Source organism: Pantoea sp. SGAir0175 (assembly GCF_043547855.1).
Genome location: NZ_CP028081.1, coordinates 615,888 through 633,582, shown reverse-complemented (window position 1 = coordinate 633,582; position 17,695 = coordinate 615,888). Strand labels below are relative to the sequence as shown.

The window sequence follows — 17,695 nt, the reverse complement described above, 5'->3', positions numbered from 1 at the left end:
AATGAAAAAGAAAATGTTGGTTTTATAATTGAAATTATCGGCAGACCGGCTGCCGATATGAGTCACTGAACGATGAAAGCTTCCGATGTGAAGGAGAACAAAAATTGCTGGTCAGGCGCCGGTGAGCGGCAGCACGTTATCAGGAAAGTGCGGTGCAATCGGCGTTGACGCGTTGAATTCGCCGATGCGCTCCGCCGGTGTCGGTTTGCCCAGCAGATACCCCTGCAGCGTGTCAAAGCCGAGACCGGTCAGCAGGCGCTGCTGCTCTTCGGTCTCCACGCCCTCCGCCACCATGCGCAGGTTAAGGCTTTGCGCCAGCGTCAGCATGGCGGTCACCACGGTTGCATCCTCACTGTCGGCACGCAGGCTGTTAATGAAGGCGCGATCAATTTTCAGTTCGCTGGCCTCAAGATGCTTGAGGTGCAGCAGATTGGCGTAGCCAATGCCGAAGTTGTCGATGGCCACTTTGACGCCAAGCCGCTGCAGTTCGGCGATGCGCTGCTGGCTGAACTGCGGATCGCGCATGGCGATGCTTTCCGTGATTTCCAGCATCAGCGCGCCTTCCGGCAGCTGGTAGCGCTGCAGCGTCTGGCGCAGCGTATCGATCAGATCGCGCTGATGAAACTGCAGTGCGGACAGGTTAACCGAGACGCTCCAGTCGCGGTTGCCCTCGTCCTGCCACTGTCGCAGCTGACGGCAGGCTTCGTTGATCACCCAGTTGCCGAGCGCCACAATCTGGCCGGTTTTCTCGGCGCGCGCCAGAAACATATCCGGCATCAGCAAGCCGCGGCGCGGATGCTGCCAGCGCAGTAACGCCTCAAAACCCATCAGAATGGTCCCGCCCGCGCGAAACTTCGGCTGGTAGAACAGGCGCATCTCCTGGCACTCCAGCGCGTTCCATAAATCGTTGGCCAGCGCCAGCTGATGCTGCGCCACCGCGCTCATCACTGGCTCAAACAGGCTCCAGCCGTTACGCCCGCTGTGCTTGGTGTGATACATGGCCGAGTCAGCGTTAAACATCATCTCCTGCGGGCTGCGGCCATGCTGCGGGAAGATCACGATGCCGATGCTGAGCGAGACGCGCAGCGAGTAACGATCCAGCTCAAACGGTGCATCAATGCTGTGCACCAGCCGCTGCGCCAGCGCTTCAGCCTGGGTTGCCGCGTACTGCGGACACAGCATGACAAACTCATCGCCGCCAAGGCGCGCCAGCAAAATGTCCGCTTCCAGCTGGGTGCGCAGCCGTTCCGCCACGGCAACCAGCAAACGATCGCCGACGTGATGCCCCCAGGTATCGTTCACCGCTTTGAAGCCATCGAGATCCATAAACATCAGGGCAAAGGGCTGGTCATCCAGCGTCGCCTGTTTGATTTGCGTGCTGAGCTGCTGGTCGAGCATCACGCGATTGGGCAGTGCGGTGAGAGTATCGTGCAGCGCCAGCTGGCGCAGCTCGCTGTTGGCGCGCCGCAGCCGGGCGGCAAGACGCGCCGCGCGCAGCTGGGCGTCCAGCATTGAGATCAGCAGTGTCAGACCGAGAATGGTGAGCGTGATGATGGTTACCCACACCGCCAGCCCCTCCTGCCCCATGCCGTGGTGCTGCATGCTGCCGGGCGCGCTGAACTGCGCGGCCGCCATGCCGGTGTAGTGCATGCCGGCAATCGCCACCCCCATCGCCAGCGCCGCGCAGGCGCGCATCAGCAGCAGGCTCTCGCCATGGCGCAGATGGAATGCCAGCCACAGCGCGGCACCGGATGCGCCGTAGGCAATCAGTACCGACAACGCCACCAGGCGCAAATCCCAGTGAATGGCGGGTTCGATCAGCAGCGCCAGCATGCCGAGATAGTGCATGGCAACCACGCCGCTGCCGAGGATCACCGTGCCGCGCAACAGCCGGCGGCGCGTCAGATGGCTGCCCTGCAGGCCCTGCGCAAAGGCGAAGATGCTGGTGAGAATCGCCAGCAGCAGCGAGAAGGCGGTGAGCGGAATGTCATAGCGCATGGTCATCGGCATCATCATCGCCAGCATGCCAATGAAGTGCATCGCCCAGATGCCAATACCCATCGCCGTACCGCCGGCCACCAGCCACAGCTTCGCCAGCAGGCCGCGCGACACGGCGACGCGCCCGGCGGTATCCAGCGCCGTAAACGCCGCGATAAACGCCACAATCAGCGAAACGGCAACCAGAACGCTATCCCAGGTAACCAGCAACATGTGCGCTCCTCAACTCAACCCGCGGCGGCGCAGGTGCGGTATCGTCAATTAACAACAGAAAAAGTGAAAACATCAATGTGAGGCAGGTAATGACCACCAGCGATGCGGCAACACAAAAACAGATCCAGAAATAACTGGAGGTATTGCACGGCTATTTTTTATTCTCATCGTCTGTCGCGGCCGGGAAAAGTAATGATATCTGATTAATGCATGAACATAGCATTGAACCTGAAGTCGCGGTAGAGGGGGGAATCACTTGCCGTTTGGTTTTTTTAACGGGCCGCCAGCCCTTGTTATAACTGCATTACCGGGGAAAAGGATAAATTGATTAGCGAAAATTCTCCGGTGCGTTGTACAAGCGGCAAAAGGGTGTTCTATAGTAAATAAAACTGATATAAATCACTAACTCAGCCTTTAAGAATTTTCTTAGGTGGCAGGGCATTAAGTTCGTTTGCCGATCGCGGCGTCTTGTTATTTACGGGTTCGTTTCATTAATAAATCACCAGGCGAAAAAGCACTGACATTGGATAATCAGTAAGGATTGATTATGAAACTCAAGCTTTTTCTTTTGGCTACCAGCCTGAGCGCCGCGCTCGCCCCTGCAACGGTTTTTGCTGCCACCACAACGGGAACCATCAATGCCACATTGACGCTCACCACCGGCTGTCTGGTGAACGGTCAGTCCGCCACCAGCGGGGTTAACTTCGGTACCCTGAACTTCGGTAGCAGCGCTGCAACCTTTGATACCTTAAACGCCACCCTGGTGGGCGCATCCGGGAACGGCATTTTTGTCCGCTGCACCACCGGTCAAACCTTCAATGTGCAGGTCACCAGCAGTAATCCGGCACCGGCCACCATTTACGGTACGGTGAGCGGCCAGCCGCGTTACCTGATCCTCGGCTCCAACAATACGCAGGGCATTGCTTACACGCTGTACAGCGACGCCGCGTTTACCACCGCCATCGCCAACAACACCAACATTGCCGCCAGCGGCACCACCGATCCGACGCTCGGCACCAACTATGCCATTTACGGTCGGGTAGTCGGCGGCGGCTTTAACCCACTGATTCCGGCTGGTACCTACACCGATACCATTAACGTGGCGGTGAACTACTGACGCCAGCGGTGGGGTAAGAAGGATGGTCTGGCTGCTGCGTGCTGGCAGCCTGGCCCTGCTGATAGGGAGCGTCCCGGCCTGGAGTTTGCCGACGGCCACCTTCCAGGTCTCTGCGTCAGTGGTGGCAGGCTGCGTGATCTCCGGTACCAATACCGGCGTGTTTGGCACGCTGAATTTTGGCACCCAGTCGGGCGTGGCGAGCAGCAGCGTCAGCGCCAGCTACGTGCAAAGCACCACTCTCACCCTCGCCTGCACGCCGGGTACCGCCCTCAGCATGAGTATCAATGGCGGCAGCAATTACACCAGCAGCCGCAATCTCAAACACACCAGTAACACCGATACCGTGGCGTACAGCCTGTATACCAACGCAGCGCACACCACGGCGATTCCGGTTAACTCGCCGGTGGCGCTGAGTTACAGCAACGCCAATAACATCGTGCTGCCGATTTATGGCCTGTTAACCCTGCCCGGCCCGACGCGCGCCGGGACCTATACCGATACGTTAACCGTCACCCTGAGCTGGTGACGGCAGCATAAAAAAGGATGAAAGATGATGAGCCTGCGCGCCCTGCTTCTTTGGTTTCTTCTGGCCCTGTCGCCCGCCAGCTTCGCTGCCAACTCGCTGATGATCTGGCCGATCGATCCCGCCATCAATCCGCAGGAAAAAGCCAGCGAACTGTGGCTGGAGAATCGCGGTAACGCCACCACCATCATGCAGGTGCGCATCTTCAACTGGCAGCAGATTGACGGCCAGGAACAGTATCAAACGCAGCAGCAGGTGGTTGCCAGCCCGCCGATGGTGCGGCTGGAGCCGGGGCAGAAGCAGCTGGTGCGTCTGATTCGCCAGAGCGCGCCGCCTGCGGGCGTGGAGCAAGCCTATCGCGTGGTGCTGGATGAGATCCCGACGCCGCGCTCGCCGGGCGAGAATCAGGCCGGGCTAACCTTTCAGATGCGCTACTCGGTGCCGCTGTTTGTCTATGGCGATGGCCTGACGCGCGACAGCGCTAAAGCCGATCTCAGCTGGCGTCAGGTCAGCCGCGACGGCAAACGCTGGCTGGAGCTGACCAATCGCGGCAACGGCCACGCGCGCCTGAGCAACGTCACCGTCGGCGGTCGCGCGCTCGGCAACGGCCTGTTTGGCTATGTGCTGGCTAACAGCAGCCACCGCTGGCCGCTGAACAGCCCGGTGAGCGGTGAACTCGCGGCCGAGGTGAATAAAAATCACTGGCGCAGCGCTGCCGCGCGCTGATGAAACTGACGCCGCCTCCCTGCACGCTGGCGGTGACCAGCGTGCTGTGCTTTTCCCCGCTGAGCAGCGCAGAGACTTTCTCTGAGCTGCCACCGCCGCCTGCCGTTAGCCACAGCGCCAGCGGCCAGCAATACATGCTGGAACTGGTGGTGAATCAGCGCGAACGGGGCGAGATTGTGCCGGTAGAGCGGCGCGACGGTGAGTTCTGGCTGCGCAGCGGCGATCTGCAGCGCGCCGGCATTCCGGCGGCGAAGCTGGCTGGCGAACAGGTCGCTCCCGGTCAGTTGGGTGAGGTTAAAGTGGAATACGATGAACGCCGTCAGCGCCTGCTGCTGACGGTACCGCCCGCCTGGCTGCCGGAGCAGACGCTTGGTCAGCCGCAAAACGGCCCGCGCTACCCCGGCCAGGCCAGCAACGGCGCGCTGCTCAACTATGACCTCTACGCCACGCGCACCGACAACGCCGGTTCGCGTCTCTCCAGCTGGAACGAGCTGCGTCTGTTCGGCCCGGCCGGCCAGTTCTCCAGCAACGGTGTCTATATTCAGCAGCTTGCGGGCGACACCAGCGGCCAGCAGCAGGTTTACATTCGCTACGACACCTGGTACAGCAACGAGAACGAGAATGCCGCGCTCAGCTGGCGCGCCGGGGATTTGATTACGGATGCGCTGGGCTGGAGCAACAGCGTGCGCCTTGGCGGCGTGCAGATCGCGCGTGACTTCAGCGTGCGACCGGATCTGGTCACCTACCCGCTGCCGGCCTTTAGCGGCCAGGCGGCGGTGCCGTCGTCAGTCGATCTGTTTATCAATGGCTATCGCAGCGCGCAGGCCAACGTGCAGCCGGGGCCATGGTCGCTGACCAATGTGCCGTTCGTTAACGGGGCGGGCGATGCGGTGATCACCACCACCGACGCGGTCGGCCGTCAGGTGACGACGACGCTGCCGTTCTACGTCTCCAGCAGCCTGCTGAAAACCGGCCTGTCCGATTACGCCTTCTCCGCCGGGGCGATTCGCGAGAACTACGGCATTAAAAACTTTGATTACGGCGCAGCGGCGGCCAGCGGATCCTATCGCTACGGCCTGCGCGACTGGCTGACGCTGGAATCGCACGCCGAAGGCAGCAGTGACGTGGCGATGGGCGGTGCCGGCGCGCTGGTGAAGCTGGGCAGCCTTGGCGTCATCAATGCCGCGCTGGCGCAGAGCCAGCTGGACGGCAGGCCCGGCACCCAGTACAGCTGGGGTTACCAGTACAACAACAGCTGGTTCAGCCTCGGCACCCAGCACACGCTGCGCAGCGCGGATTTCGGCAACCTGGCGCTGGTCGGCAGCCGCGGCGATAGCGCCAACACCAGCTATTCGCTCGCCAGACGCAGCGCGCAGTACACCGCCAGCCTGTCGCTCAGCCAGTACGGCAGCCTCGGTCTGGCGTATCTGGATATCGCTGGCGGCAGCGGCGATCGCACTCGCCTGTGGAATTTATCGTGGAGTAAAAACCTGTGGGGTAACAGCAGTCTGTACATTTCTGCCAGCCGCGACCAGCAACAGGGCGACTGGAGCGGCGCGATTTCGCTGGTGATTCCGTTTGGCGAACAGAGCAGCGCATCGATCAGCGTCGAGCGCGATCAGCAGGGGCAAAGCAATCAGCGCCTGTACGTGTCGCGCGCCATGCCGAGCGACGGCGGTTTTGCTTACGATGCGTCATGGGCGCATCAGGGCGGCGACAGCGGCGATTATCGTCAGGGCAGCCTGCGCTATCGCAACAACAAGATCGATACTTCCGCTGGCTTTTACGGCGACGATGACAACACCACGCAGTGGGCCGATTTCACCGGCTCGCTGGTGCTGATGGACAACCATGTGTTCGCCGCCAACAACATCAACGATGCCTTTGTGGTGGTGAAAACCCGCTATCCGGACGTGACGGTGCGCTACGAAAACCAGACGATGGGCCGCACCGATGACGCTGGCTATTTGCTGGTGCCGTCCATCAGCAGCTATTACGGCGCGAAGTACGATATCGATACCCTCGATCTGCCGGCTGACATGACCGCGCCCAAAGTGGAGCAGCGTTTCGCGGTGAAGCGCAAAAGTGGCTATCTGCTGAATTTCCCGGTGGAGCGTCTGCGCGCCGCCAGCGTGATCCTGCACGACAGTGACGGCCAGCCGCTGCCGGTCTCCAGCCAGGTGTTGCGCCGCGATCGCGCCACTGAATATGTCGGCTGGGACGGCATCGTGTGGATGGAAGATCTCAGCGCCAGCAACCCGATGCGCGTGGTGACGCCGGACGGACGCCAGTGCGAGACCACGCTGGCTATCGCTGAGGGGCAGCCCAAAGCGCTGCAGACTTACGGTCCACTCACCTGCCCGCTGCCGCCTGCCGCGCCCGGTACGGCAGTGAATGCCGCCAACAACTCACAGTCAGGGATCTCGCCATGAGGAAATTTCTGTTCTTGCTGCTGTGGCTGCTGCCGGCCAGCAGCTACGCGCTCTGTTCGCTTTCGGCTCCCAGCGCCAGCTTTGGCACGCAAACCACGTTTTACGTGCAGTCGACGGCGGTCAATACCTCCAGTAACACCAACGTTAACTGCGGCACCGGCACGCTCAACCTGCTGGGCAGCGATTACGTCGCCTATGCGTTTACCACCGCCAACTACCTGAGCGGCACGCGCGCCACCATGAAGGCATCGGCCAGCGGCACCGATAACGTGCCGATTCAGCTGTGCATCGACAGCGCCTGTGCCACCGAACTGCGCCAGGGCGGCAGCTATCGCTGGAACTCTTCCGCGCTGCTGGCGCTCGGCAATAGCCTCAATTTTGTCATTCCACTCTATTTCCGTACCGTGCCTGGCCAGGTGATTGCCGCCGGCAGTTACACCACCACCATCACGCTGACGGTGAGTTATAACGTGTGTGCCGGGTTAAATGTGGCCGGCGTGTGCGTCGGCACGGTGCAGAGCAGCAGCGGGACGGCGATGCCGATCACCGTGAATATGGTGATCACTAACGACTGCACCACCATTACGGCGCCGAATGTCAACTTCGGCAGTGCGCCGCTGGTCGGCAGTTTTTCTACTGTGCAGCAGACGATTAACGTGGTGTGTTCAAAGGGCAGCACGTATACGGTGGGACTGAGTAATGGCAGCTATTTCAGCGGCACCACGCGCCAGATGGCGAGCGGCACTAACCGGCTGGCGTACGATATCTATAAAGGCACCACCACCACCAATCGCTGGGGCCCGAGCGGCAGCGACCGCTGGAGCAGCGCGACCTCGACATCGCTCAACGCGGATACCGTGACGCGCAACTTTACCTATACGGCGCAGATTCTGACTACGCAAAATACGCCCGCAGCGGGCAATTACAGCGATAGCGTGGTGGTGGATGTGGCGTTTTAGCGGGGTGGGACGGGAGCTGGCTGGCTCCCTCATCCCCCGCCTTCTCCCGCCAGCGGGAGAAGGGGCCGACCGCGCGGGCGTTGAGGTGAAGCGCAGGTCTGCGAAACCGCACCGAGCGGTTCCCTCTCCCGCGTGCGGGAGAGGGTTAGGGTGAGGGCCAGCAGGCAGACGGGAGCAGGCTGGCACCCTCATCCCCCGCCTTCTCCCGCTGGCGGGAGAAGGGGCCGACCGCGCGGGCGTTGAGGTGAAGTGCAGGTCTGCGAAACCGCACTGAACGGTTTCCCTCTCACGCGTGCGGGAGAGGGTCAGGGTGAGGGCCAGCGCGCAGAGCAGGAGCAGGCTGGCACCCTCATCCCCCGCCTTCTCCCGCTGGCGGGAGAAGGGGCCGATCGCGCGGATGTTGAGGTGAAGCGCAGGTCTGCAAACCCGCACTGAGCGGTTCCCTCTCCCGCGTGCGGGAGAGGGTTAGGGTGAGGGCCAGCGGGAGAAGGAGCCAACCAAGCGAGTGTTGAGGTGAAGTGCAGGTCTGCAAACCCACACCGAGCGGTTCCCTCTCCCGCATGCGGGAGAGGGTCAGGGTGAGGGCAAGTGGGAAAATGTTAAAGTGAGGGCCAGCGCATACCAAATCTAACTACAGCGACGCGCCCACTACCGTTGCGCTGTGCCGCGCCTGATACTGTTTCACCATACGGCCAATCAGCAGCGTGCCTACCAGACCGCACACCGCGGCGAACGACAGCCAGACGCCCGGCATCGCTTTATCGCCAGTAGCATGAATCAGATAGCTCGAAATCGCCGGCGTAAAACCGCCGAACAGCGCGGTCGCCAGGCTGTAAGCCAGCGAAAAGCCCGAAGCACGTACTTCAGCGGGCATGATCTCCGCCAGATACACCACCATCGCGCCGTTATAGCTGGCATACAGGAACGATAACCACAGCTCCGCTTCCACCAGGTGCGCGAAGGTCGGCGATCCTACCAGCCCGTGCAGCACCGGCCAGGTCGTCAGGATCATCAACACGGTAAAAGTAATCAGCAGCGGTCGCCTTCCGACGCGGTCCGACAGCGCGCCCATCACCGGCAGCCAGAACAGGTTGGAGATGCCGACAAACAGCGTCACGAGGAAGCTCTGTTTGTCACTCATCATCAGCACGGTTTTACCAAAGGTCGGGGTGAATGCGGTGATCATGTAGAACATCACCGTGGTGGTGACCACCATCAGCATGCCGGCCAGCACCAGCGCCCAGTTCTGTCCCACTGAACGCACAATCTGGCCCATCGACGGGTGCGATTTACGCTGGCTGAACGCTTCGGTCTCTTCCAGCATGCGGCGAATCCAGAACAGGAACGGCACAATCAGACAGCCGACCACAAACGGAATACGCCAGCCCCATTCGGTCACCGCGTCTTTCGCCAGCAGATGATTAAGCCCCAGCCCCAGCAGCGCGGCAAAGATTACCGCTACCTGCTGGCTGCCTGACTGCCAGCTGACGTAAAAGCCTTTACGGCCTTTGGGAGCCACTTCAGACAGATAAACTGAGACGCCGCCCAGCTCCACGCCCGCCGAGAAGCCCTGCAGCAGGCGACCCAGCAGAATCAGAATCGGTGCCGCCGCGCCCAGCGTGGCGTAGCCTGGCACCAGCGCGATAGTCAGCGTACCGAGCGCCATCAGACCGAGCGTCAGCAGCAGCCCTTTACGCCGGCCGTGATGGTCAATGTAGGCCCCCAGTATAATCGCCCCGAGCGGACGCATCAGGAAGCCCGCGCCAAAGGTCATCAGCGTCAGCATCAGCGAGGCGAACGGATCGTCGCCCGGGAAAAAGGTTTTTGAAATGGCGGTGGCGTAGTAGCCAAACACCATAAAATCGTACATCTCAAGAAAGTTACCGCTGGTAACGCTAAAGATGGTTTTGGCACCGCCCTGCGATGACTTTTGTAAAGCGTGACTTGAGCTCATATCGTCCTTCCTGGTTTTTCTCCTGTTTTAGCCTGCCGGCGCGCGAATAGATGTGATCCTGTTCACCATTGCACTTTACAAAAGTACAAACAAAGGTAACAAATAGTTAACACCGCCGGTCCGATCAGCTTATGAGGAAAGTTAATAATTCTGGGCTTTCCAGGTGACAGGTGCAGCACAGACTATCGACTTTACCAGTGGTATAAATTCAGCGATATCAAACCCCAGCAAGCAATATCATGAGCCATATCCCACTCTTTTTAATGCCTTTTTCATTAGCAGAACTTATTAAGATCAGTCTTAGAAACGAGACGATTCTGGTACATGGCGCTATCCCCTCCCCCTTTATGCTGGGCAGGCAACGGTAATCACGCCGTTGTTGATTTTGGTGGAGAACACTTATGCTAACACCTCTCAGCTTTGACCCCTTTTCATCCATTAATACCTTGCGAGTGGGCACACCTTATCCGCTGCTGAGCGGCAGCCTGCCGGCGCAGACCGGTGAAATCATTGAATTCATTATCAACGATCACCGCTACAGCACGCCGATTGCCGCAGACGGCAGCTGGTCATTTCAGCCGCCGTTCTCACTGAGCGAAGGCAGCCACGACATGGTGGCGCGCATCGGCGACAACGGTGAACCGCATCCGTTCTCTGTTGACGTCGCGCTCTCGGTGCCGGACAAACCGGCGATCACCGCGCTGTTTGATGATGTCGGCAGCGAAACCGGCCCGGTCGGGCGCGGTCACACCATTGATGACACCACGCCCAAAGTGCAGGGCTATGCGCTGCCGGGCAGCACGGTGCGGCTGTACGATCACGACAGGCTGATTGGCAGCACCGTGGCCAGTAAAAGCGGCGAATGGTCGCTGGAGCCGCTGCTGGGCGCGGGCGGGCATCAGCTAACCGTCACCGCCACCGACGAGTTTGGCCGCGTCAGCGAACCCTCTAACCACTTCGACGTCACCGTGGTTGAGAGCGGTCCGGTGCCGCCGACCATCAGCTACGCGATTGACGATGTCGGCACCGTGCAGGGCCAGCTCGCCAGCGGTTCCACCACCGACGACTTCTCGCCGCTGATCGTGGGCCGCGCGGAGCCGAACAGCATCGTTTATCTGTTCGCGCAGAACGATCACGGCGGCATCGGCTATAAAGGCAGCGTTAAAACCGATGCCAACGGCGACTGGGTGATTCAGTCACGCGCGATGATCAGCGGTGACGGCATCTACACCTTCTACGCTTCCTACGAGAACAGCAAAGACGACTACCGCCCGGATTTCAGCCTTAATATGTCGGCGCTGGAAAATCTGCGTCCGGCTATCGACTGCGCGCGTGACGATACCGGCGCCCATACCGGCCAGGTGTACCATCGCGGCACCACCGACGATAAAACGCCGGTGCTGGAAGGTCGTGGTGCGCCGGGCAGCATCGTTGAGATTGAGTACAACCTGAGTAACAGCGGCTGGCACAGCGCGGGCAGCGTGACGGTCGATGCGCAGGGCAACTGGCAGTTCGCCGGCTTTGAACTGACCTATTTTGGCGAATGGGGTTTCCGCTCGCGCGGCGTAGCCGATGGCAAAGCCAGCGCGTGGAGCGATAAGTTTGAGCTGCTGGTGATCCCCGGTGCGCCGCTGGAGCCGACCATCGACTACGCCTGGGACAACGCGGGCCCGCTGCAGGGGCCGGTTTATCAGCACGACTCAACCGATGACACCACGCCAACGCTGCACGGCAGCGGCACGCCGGGCCAGGTGATTGAGATCGAATATGGCGTGCAGGGTGAAGGCCTGCGCCACGCTGGCAGCGTGCAGGTCGATGCCGACGGCAAGTGGAGCTTCACCTCACCCTATCTGCATCAGCCTGGCGTGTGGGAATATCAGGCGCGCGCCTCAACCGGCGAGATGAAGAGCAACTGGAGCAGCAAATTCGTGCTCGACGTCAGCCCTGACGCCGCGTTCGATCAGCAGGCGCAGGATGAAGCCCAGCCGGACGCGCTGACGCTGCACCAGTTGCTGAGCGAAGGTGGCAAAGGGCTGTTCATTGAGGATGACAGCACCCAGCTGCTGGTGAACGGCAAGCCGGGCGACAGCGTGCAGCTGCAGGATATTCTGCCGGCAGGTGAAGCGGTCGACGGCTGGACGCAGCAGACCGGCACCCTGACCATCGCCGGTACGCAATATCACGTCTGGAGCCACGGCGACGCTGAACTGCTGGTGCAGGACGGCGTGCAATTACAACTGGTGTAACCCCCGATGCCGTGCGCGTAGCACGGCATCACCCTGCCCTCTTTTCCCGGCTTTTCACCCGTTCGGACTTTTCTCCCTTCGGGACAGGTCTCATACAGCGTTTTACGTCATCTATTACAAAATGCGCACTTTATAACAAGGCGCAGCGGGCTTTGCTGCAATAAACCCAACGTAAAACACAGGAATAATCTCCATGGATCTGTTTGATTTTAAAGAGGTGAAATACCTCGAGCGCGACACCAACACCCCAACGTTTTTCGGTAAAATCGATTCAGAAGTGGGCAAAGGCGGCCAGGTAATGATTACGCTTGGCGACAGGAATTTCTTTGTCGACATCAACCCGCAGGACGGCAGCTGGAAGTGGACGCCACCAGAAGCGCTGGCCGACGGTGAATACAGCATCTCCTTTATGACCATCGACACCGCCGGTAACCTCAGTACGCCGTCGCAGCGCACGCTGATCGTCGACACTACGCCGCCGGGCGCACCGACGCTGCTGAACCTGTACGACGATCAGGGCGCCATTACCGGCAGCTTTGACGCCGGTAAAATGACCGACGATCGCCGCCCGACCCTGACCGGCATCGCCGAAAAGGGCACCGTGGTGTATCTGAAAGAGGGCAACACCGTGATCGGCAGCGCCAAAGCCGACGAGAAAACCGGTCTGTGGACGCTGGAACCGAATGTGGACCTGGCGGATGGCCGTCACAACCTGACGCTGGTGGCGGCGGAAACCTTCGCCGGTAAGGTGCGTGAGGGCAAAGTATCCGATGAGTTTAACATTACCATCGGAAAAGATGGCGACGTGCCGAGCGATCCGGGCGGCGTGGCCAAAATCATTGATGCCGTTGACAACGCCGGCAGCCTGACCGGCTCACTGAAGAGCGGCGGCATTACCGATGACACCACGCCCGAGCTGCGCGGCAGCGCGCCGGAAGGTAGCATGGTGCGCATTCAGTACCGTAACGATAAAGGTGAATGGATCGACGGCGGCAATGCGGTAATGAACGGCACCAGCTGGAGCTGGACGCCAGACCCGGCGCTGGGTGCCGGTAACTGGGAATTCCGCGCCAACGCCGGCAGCGGCTGGACCGACGAATTTAAGCTGGATATCGATCTCGCACCGGCGGCAAAAACGGAAATCACTCACGCTTACGATGACTTTGGCCCGTTCACTGGCATGCTCGGCAACGGCGCGATTACCGATGACCGCACGCCAAACCTGCACGGCCGCGCCGAGTCTAACAGCCTGGTGTATATCCACTATCGCAATGTGCTGGGCGCATGGGAACTGCTGGACAGCGTGACTGCCGGCGCCGATGGTCGCTGGGAGTATGAAACTGACCGCCTTTCTCCAGGGACGTATGAGTTCCAGGCGGGAACGTCTGGCACACGTGATACGAACGGTAAACCGTTTGGGCTGCAGATTGTGGCGCCGGGCAGCGTCGCACCAGAGATCGCTATGGCCTGGGATGATGTGGGCAAAATCACCGGTGAGGTGAAATCGGGCGGGCTGACCAATGATACTCAGCCGGAACTGCGCGGCAGTGCCGAGGCGAATGCGGTTGTACAGGTCGAGTACTCACGCGACGGCAAAACCTGGCATAGCGGGTCAACGGTTGCGGATGCGAATGGCCGCTGGTCGTTTACGCCAAAAGACGAGCTGGAATATGGTAACTGGGATTTCAGAGCGAAAACCACCAATGGCAACAGCTATAGTGCAGATTATGCGCTGCGAGTTGTTGAACATGAAGTAATAGTTAAATCTTATGATTTTGAATCAATAATTCCAGGAGACATGACTAAAGATTTCATTTATGGCGATCTCAACTTCAAATTCAATAATCAGGAAAAGGTGAAAACCCGCATTGAAGATAATGCTATTTATGGGAAAAGCCTTATCATTGACAATATGAATCTCAATATAGAAACCGTCCAGAAAATAATGTTAGCTGAAAAAATTAACTATTTTGAACTAACTGCCATAGACTGGGAGGGAGCTGATTCATACGTTAGCTTTTATGATGCTAATGGTAGAGAGATTGGCCGCGTATACGCCACTGATACACGTAATGAAGCCCGTGAAGTGCTACGCTTCTTCTCCGGTGAGATTGAAATAAGTTATGTTGAGCTTCATTTAAAAAGCGCAAGAAATGTTTTTGGGATTGACAACATCATAACAAAACGTTACGCGAATGATGATATCACACATGGTAGCCATGGCTTTGAAGCTTTCGATAGCTATGAAGCAGCATATAAATTCCCTCTGGGCAAAGCAGATAAACTCGGCAGTGGTTTGATTTTCAAAACCGTGAAAGGCACTGAAGCAGAGGTTTATGACAATGCCAAGTCAAAATCCTACAAATCATTATATTTTAAAAACAACTCCACCTATGAAATAACTTTTGAACCAACCGATAAAATATCATTTGATTATCACAACGTTTTTTACTCTAACCGTCATAAAATCAAGATTTTTTCTACTTCTGGTGAGTTACTCTTTGAAGAATCACTAAAATCTGTCGGTGTTGACTACAGTAAGTTTGAGTATGTTGCACAAACAGGGAAATCAATTTCACATATTGAATTTATTGTTGGAGATGATTCCGGTGTTGAAAACACTGTAGATGGTGGGTTTACCATCGATCACATCGCATGGGGGGTAAACATCGACTCCGGCCTGGAATCATTCGATCAATATGCCGTTGACTACAAGTTCGACATGACCCGGGTTAACACACTATCTGGTGGCGTTAAATTTTCCGGAAAAGCACATCCAGATTCAGTCTCAAAATTAGATCAAGCCAGAGTTTCTAATGGCAAAGGTGAATATCGTGCATTTTTATTAGGCGATAACTCTACTTACACGTATGACTTTGGCAGCACGGATAAGGTCGAATTTGCGCTGAGCTCGGTACAATCAGCTAACCAGCATGAAATTATTGTTTACTCAACAACCGGTGAAATTCTTTACCGTGAAATGATTACAACCGTAGGTTACCGTACTGACACATCCCCTGACACCTATCAGTTTATCGCACCGCCGGGTAAAAAAATCGGTCATATCGATTTAGTGCTGGGTCAGGAAACCACACCAGACGACAATGATGCTGGTTTTTATATTGATGACATCAAATGGGGCGAATACGTCCATCCGGAAATCAACACCAACGGCGGCAAACTGTACCTGTTTGACGAAAACGATCTCTATGATCCGATCCAGGTTTTCGACGCCGATAATCAGCTCTATCAGCTGCTGGTCGACAGCGAAGATCAAACGGTGATTTTTGCCGACCAGGTGGAGGACGGCAGCAAAACCAGCGTGATCCAGATGGACAACGCCGGCAATAACGCTCTGACGCTCAGCCTGCAGGATGTGCTCAGGCACGGCAGTGAGAACCTGGCGATTGATGATGCCACTAAGCAAATTATCGTCAACGGCAACCAGGGCGACACCGTGCGCCTCGAAGACATCCTGCCAGAGGGCAGTGAGCAGAACGGCTGGGCCGAGCAGGCTGGAACCGTCACCATTGCCGGCACCCAGTACCACGTCTGGAGCAACGGCGACGCTGAGCTGCTGGTGCAGGACGGCGTGAAAACCGAGCTGGTGTAAGGGAGAGCTATCATGAACCAGATTCTTAATGCATCTTACCGCTACACCGACGACCCGCGCCGCGGCTACAGCGGCACCAGTCCGCAGGCGCGCAACGGCTTTGCGGAAATCGTCATCGACGGCAACAAGCCGTACACAGTCAGTGTCGGCCCGGACGGCCGCTGGAGCTGGACGCCGCCCGCCGACTGGACGCCGGGCGAACACATCGTGTCGGTGCGCATGATTGATGCCGCCGGCAACATCGGTGACCCCGCCCAGTTCATCCAGGTGGTCGACTACACGGCGCCGGACGCGCCGCGCCTACTCAATATGTACGATGACCAGGGCGATATCACCGGCAGCTTCGACGCCGGACGCATGACCGACGATCGCCGCCCTACCCTGACCGGCGTCGCCGAAAAGGGCACGGTGGTGTACCTCAAAGAGGGCGATACGGTGATTGGCAGCGCGCAGGCCGACGCCATCACCGGTATCTGGACGCTGGAGCCGGACGCCGACCTGAGCGACGGCACCCATCAGCTGACGCTGGTGGCGGTCGAAACCTTTAACGGCAAGCTGCGCGAGGGCGAACCTTCTGCGCCGTTTGAGCTGCTGATTGGCCGCGACGGGTCTGCCGCCACGGTGATTTCCCACGCGGTGGATGATGCCGGCCCGGTCACCGGTTCGCTGCTGAGCGGCGCGCTCACCGACGACGCCACGCCGCAGCTGCACGGCAGCGCCCCGGCGGGCAGCACGGTTTTCGTGCAGTACCGCAACGCCAGCGGCGAGTGGGTTGACGGCGGCGCGGCGCAGATGGACGGCACCCGCTGGAGCTGGACGCCACCGGCTGAGCTGGACGCCGGCAACTGGGAGTTCCGCGCCGGTCAGGAAGGCAGCTGGAGCGACAGCTTTACGCTCGACATCGCCTTCGTCGGCAGCGACGCGCTGCACGCCACGCTGACCCACGCCACTGACGACTTTGGCCCGGTCACTGGCACGCTGCTGAGCGGCGCGCTTACCGATGACACCACGCCAACCCTGAGCGGGCGCGGCGAAGCCAACAGCACCGTGGTGGTGCGCTACGGTGCCTTCGGCGAGTTCACCCATTCAGCGGTGGTAACGGTGGGCGCGGACAGCAACTGGAGCTTCACGCCGCCGGCGCTGGAGTACGGCGTCTGGTCGTTTGCCGCGCAGGCGCAGGGCGACAGCCAGTGGAGCGATACCTTCGAGCTGGTCCTGATGCCGGGCGGCCAGCACTCGCCAGAAATCCTCCGCGTGTATGACGACGTGGCGCTGTATATCGGCGAAGTCAGCAACGGCGGCATCACTAATGATCGCCAGCCGGAGCTGAGCGGCGTCGCCGAGGCCAACAGCGTGCTCAACGTCTACGACGGCAGCACGCTGATCGGCAGCGTGCAGGTCGGCTCAGACGGCAACTGGCGCTTTATCACGCCAGAGCTCAGCGATGACTCGCACAGCCTCAGCGTCAGTTACGGCGCTTACGACGCTGGCCTGCCTGCGTACAGTATCGTCGTGGACGCCACGCCGCCGGGCGAGGTGGAAATCAACGCGCTCGCCCCGCTCGGCCTGACGCTCAGCGACGTGGTGGAAGCCGGTCAGCAGGGCCTGTTCATTGACGACGGCAAAACCCAGCTGCGCGTCAGCGGCCAGGCCGGCGACAGCGTGCAGCTCAGCGACATTCTGCCGGAAGGCGAAGCGGTCAGCGGCTGGACGCAGCAGGCGGGCACCGTCACCATCGCCGGCAGCCAGTACCACGTGTTCAGCCACGGCGATGCGGAACTGCTGGTGCAGGACGGCGTGAAAATCGAGCTGGTGTAATCCCCCGATGCCGTGTGCGCAGCACGGCATCATCTTCTCCTTTTCCTCTGTTTTTAATCCGTTCGGATTTTTCTCCCTTCGGGACGTATCTCATAC

The 17,695-nt window shown here is 59.2% G+C and carries 10 protein-coding genes; 8 read left to right on the top strand and 2 right to left on the bottom strand.

The window, feature by feature from the left end; genetic code table 11:
• Positions 1 to 111: 111 nt before the first annotated feature.
• The gene (locus tag C1N56_RS02935; RefSeq protein ID WP_394517099.1) at positions 112 to 2,211 is read right to left on the bottom strand and encodes a putative bifunctional diguanylate cyclase/phosphodiesterase; all 2,100 of its coding nucleotides are present in this window, start codon (positions 2,209 to 2,211) and stop codon (positions 112 to 114) included.
• 547 nt (positions 2,212 to 2,758) lie between these two features.
• Here C1N56_RS02935 and C1N56_RS02930 point away from each other — a divergent pair.
• The 5 genes from C1N56_RS02930 to C1N56_RS02910 are packed head-to-tail and all read left to right on the top strand — an operon-like array spanning position 2,759 to position 7,968.
• The gene (locus C1N56_RS02930) at positions 2,759 to 3,328 is read left to right on the top strand and encodes a spore coat protein U domain-containing protein (RefSeq protein ID WP_021509578.1); all 570 of its coding nucleotides are present in this window, start codon (positions 2,759 to 2,761) and stop codon (positions 3,326 to 3,328) included.
• A 22-nt stretch (positions 3,329 to 3,350) separates the two neighbouring features.
• On the top strand, positions 3,351 to 3,854 hold the full coding sequence (locus tag C1N56_RS02925) for a Csu type fimbrial protein (protein WP_021509579.1): 504 nt from the start codon (positions 3,351 to 3,353) through the stop codon (positions 3,852 to 3,854).
• 24 nt (positions 3,855 to 3,878) lie between these two features.
• On the top strand, positions 3,879 to 4,577 hold the full coding sequence (locus C1N56_RS02920) for a fimbrial biogenesis chaperone (protein ID WP_370586629.1): 699 nt from the start codon (positions 3,879 to 3,881) through the stop codon (positions 4,575 to 4,577).
• Positions 4,577 to 7,009, top strand: a complete 2,433-nt coding sequence (locus tag C1N56_RS02915; RefSeq protein ID WP_394517098.1) for a fimbria/pilus outer membrane usher protein — start codon at positions 4,577 to 4,579, stop codon at positions 7,007 to 7,009. Before C1N56_RS02920 ends, C1N56_RS02915 begins: the two co-directional genes overlap by 1 nt.
• The gene (locus tag C1N56_RS02910; RefSeq protein ID WP_394517097.1) at positions 7,006 to 7,968 is read left to right on the top strand and encodes a Csu type fimbrial protein; all 963 of its coding nucleotides are present in this window, start codon (positions 7,006 to 7,008) and stop codon (positions 7,966 to 7,968) included. The genes C1N56_RS02915 and C1N56_RS02910 overlap by 4 nt, the downstream gene beginning before the upstream one ends.
• A gap of 631 nt (positions 7,969 to 8,599) precedes the next feature.
• On the opposite strand, the gene C1N56_RS02905 is transcribed toward C1N56_RS02910, so the two are convergent.
• Complete coding sequence (locus C1N56_RS02905; RefSeq protein ID WP_211725074.1) at positions 8,600 to 9,922, bottom strand: MFS transporter; 1,323 nt, start codon at positions 9,920 to 9,922, stop codon at positions 8,600 to 8,602.
• 401 nt (positions 9,923 to 10,323) lie between these two features.
• Between C1N56_RS02905 and C1N56_RS02900 the strand changes: the two genes are divergently transcribed.
• The 3 genes from C1N56_RS02900 to C1N56_RS02890 all read left to right on the top strand — a co-directional run bounded on the left by C1N56_RS02900 (position 10,324) and on the right by C1N56_RS02890 (position 17,599).
• The gene (locus C1N56_RS02900) at positions 10,324 to 12,168 is read left to right on the top strand and encodes an Ig-like domain-containing protein (protein ID WP_394517096.1); all 1,845 of its coding nucleotides are present in this window, start codon (positions 10,324 to 10,326) and stop codon (positions 12,166 to 12,168) included.
• A gap of 193 nt (positions 12,169 to 12,361) precedes the next feature.
• Positions 12,362 to 15,781: an Ig-like domain-containing protein gene (locus tag C1N56_RS02895; RefSeq protein WP_394517095.1), complete on the top strand. Its 3,420-nt coding sequence runs from the start codon at positions 12,362 to 12,364 to the stop codon at positions 15,779 to 15,781.
• Between the two features lie 12 nt (positions 15,782 to 15,793).
• Positions 15,794 to 17,599, top strand: a complete 1,806-nt coding sequence (locus tag C1N56_RS02890) for an Ig-like domain-containing protein (RefSeq protein ID WP_394517094.1) — start codon at positions 15,794 to 15,796, stop codon at positions 17,597 to 17,599.
• Positions 17,600 to 17,695 lie beyond the last annotated feature (96 nt).

Bases quoted from the DNA above. Each gene is read 5' to 3' on its own strand.
- C1N56_RS02895 (WP_394517095.1), top strand. From the start codon at position 12,362: ATGGATCTGTTTGATTTTAAAGAGGTGAAATACCTCGAGCGCGACACC.
- C1N56_RS02935 (WP_394517099.1), bottom strand. From the start codon at position 2,211: ATGTTGCTGGTTACCTGGGATAGCGTTCTGGTTGCCGTTTCGCTGATT.
- C1N56_RS02890 (WP_394517094.1), top strand. From the start codon at position 15,794: ATGAACCAGATTCTTAATGCATCTTACCGCTACACCGACGACCCGCGC.
- C1N56_RS02910 (WP_394517097.1), top strand. From the start codon at position 7,006: ATGAGGAAATTTCTGTTCTTGCTGCTGTGGCTGCTGCCGGCCAGCAGC.
- C1N56_RS02925 (WP_021509579.1), top strand. From the start codon at position 3,351: ATGGTCTGGCTGCTGCGTGCTGGCAGCCTGGCCCTGCTGATAGGGAGC.
- C1N56_RS02900 (WP_394517096.1), top strand. From the start codon at position 10,324: ATGCTAACACCTCTCAGCTTTGACCCCTTTTCATCCATTAATACCTTG.
- C1N56_RS02915 (WP_394517098.1), top strand. From the start codon at position 4,577: ATGAAACTGACGCCGCCTCCCTGCACGCTGGCGGTGACCAGCGTGCTG.
- C1N56_RS02905 (WP_211725074.1), bottom strand. From the start codon at position 9,922: ATGAGCTCAAGTCACGCTTTACAAAAGTCATCGCAGGGCGGTGCCAAA.
- C1N56_RS02930 (WP_021509578.1), top strand. From the start codon at position 2,759: ATGAAACTCAAGCTTTTTCTTTTGGCTACCAGCCTGAGCGCCGCGCTC.
- C1N56_RS02920 (WP_370586629.1), top strand. From the start codon at position 3,879: ATGATGAGCCTGCGCGCCCTGCTTCTTTGGTTTCTTCTGGCCCTGTCG.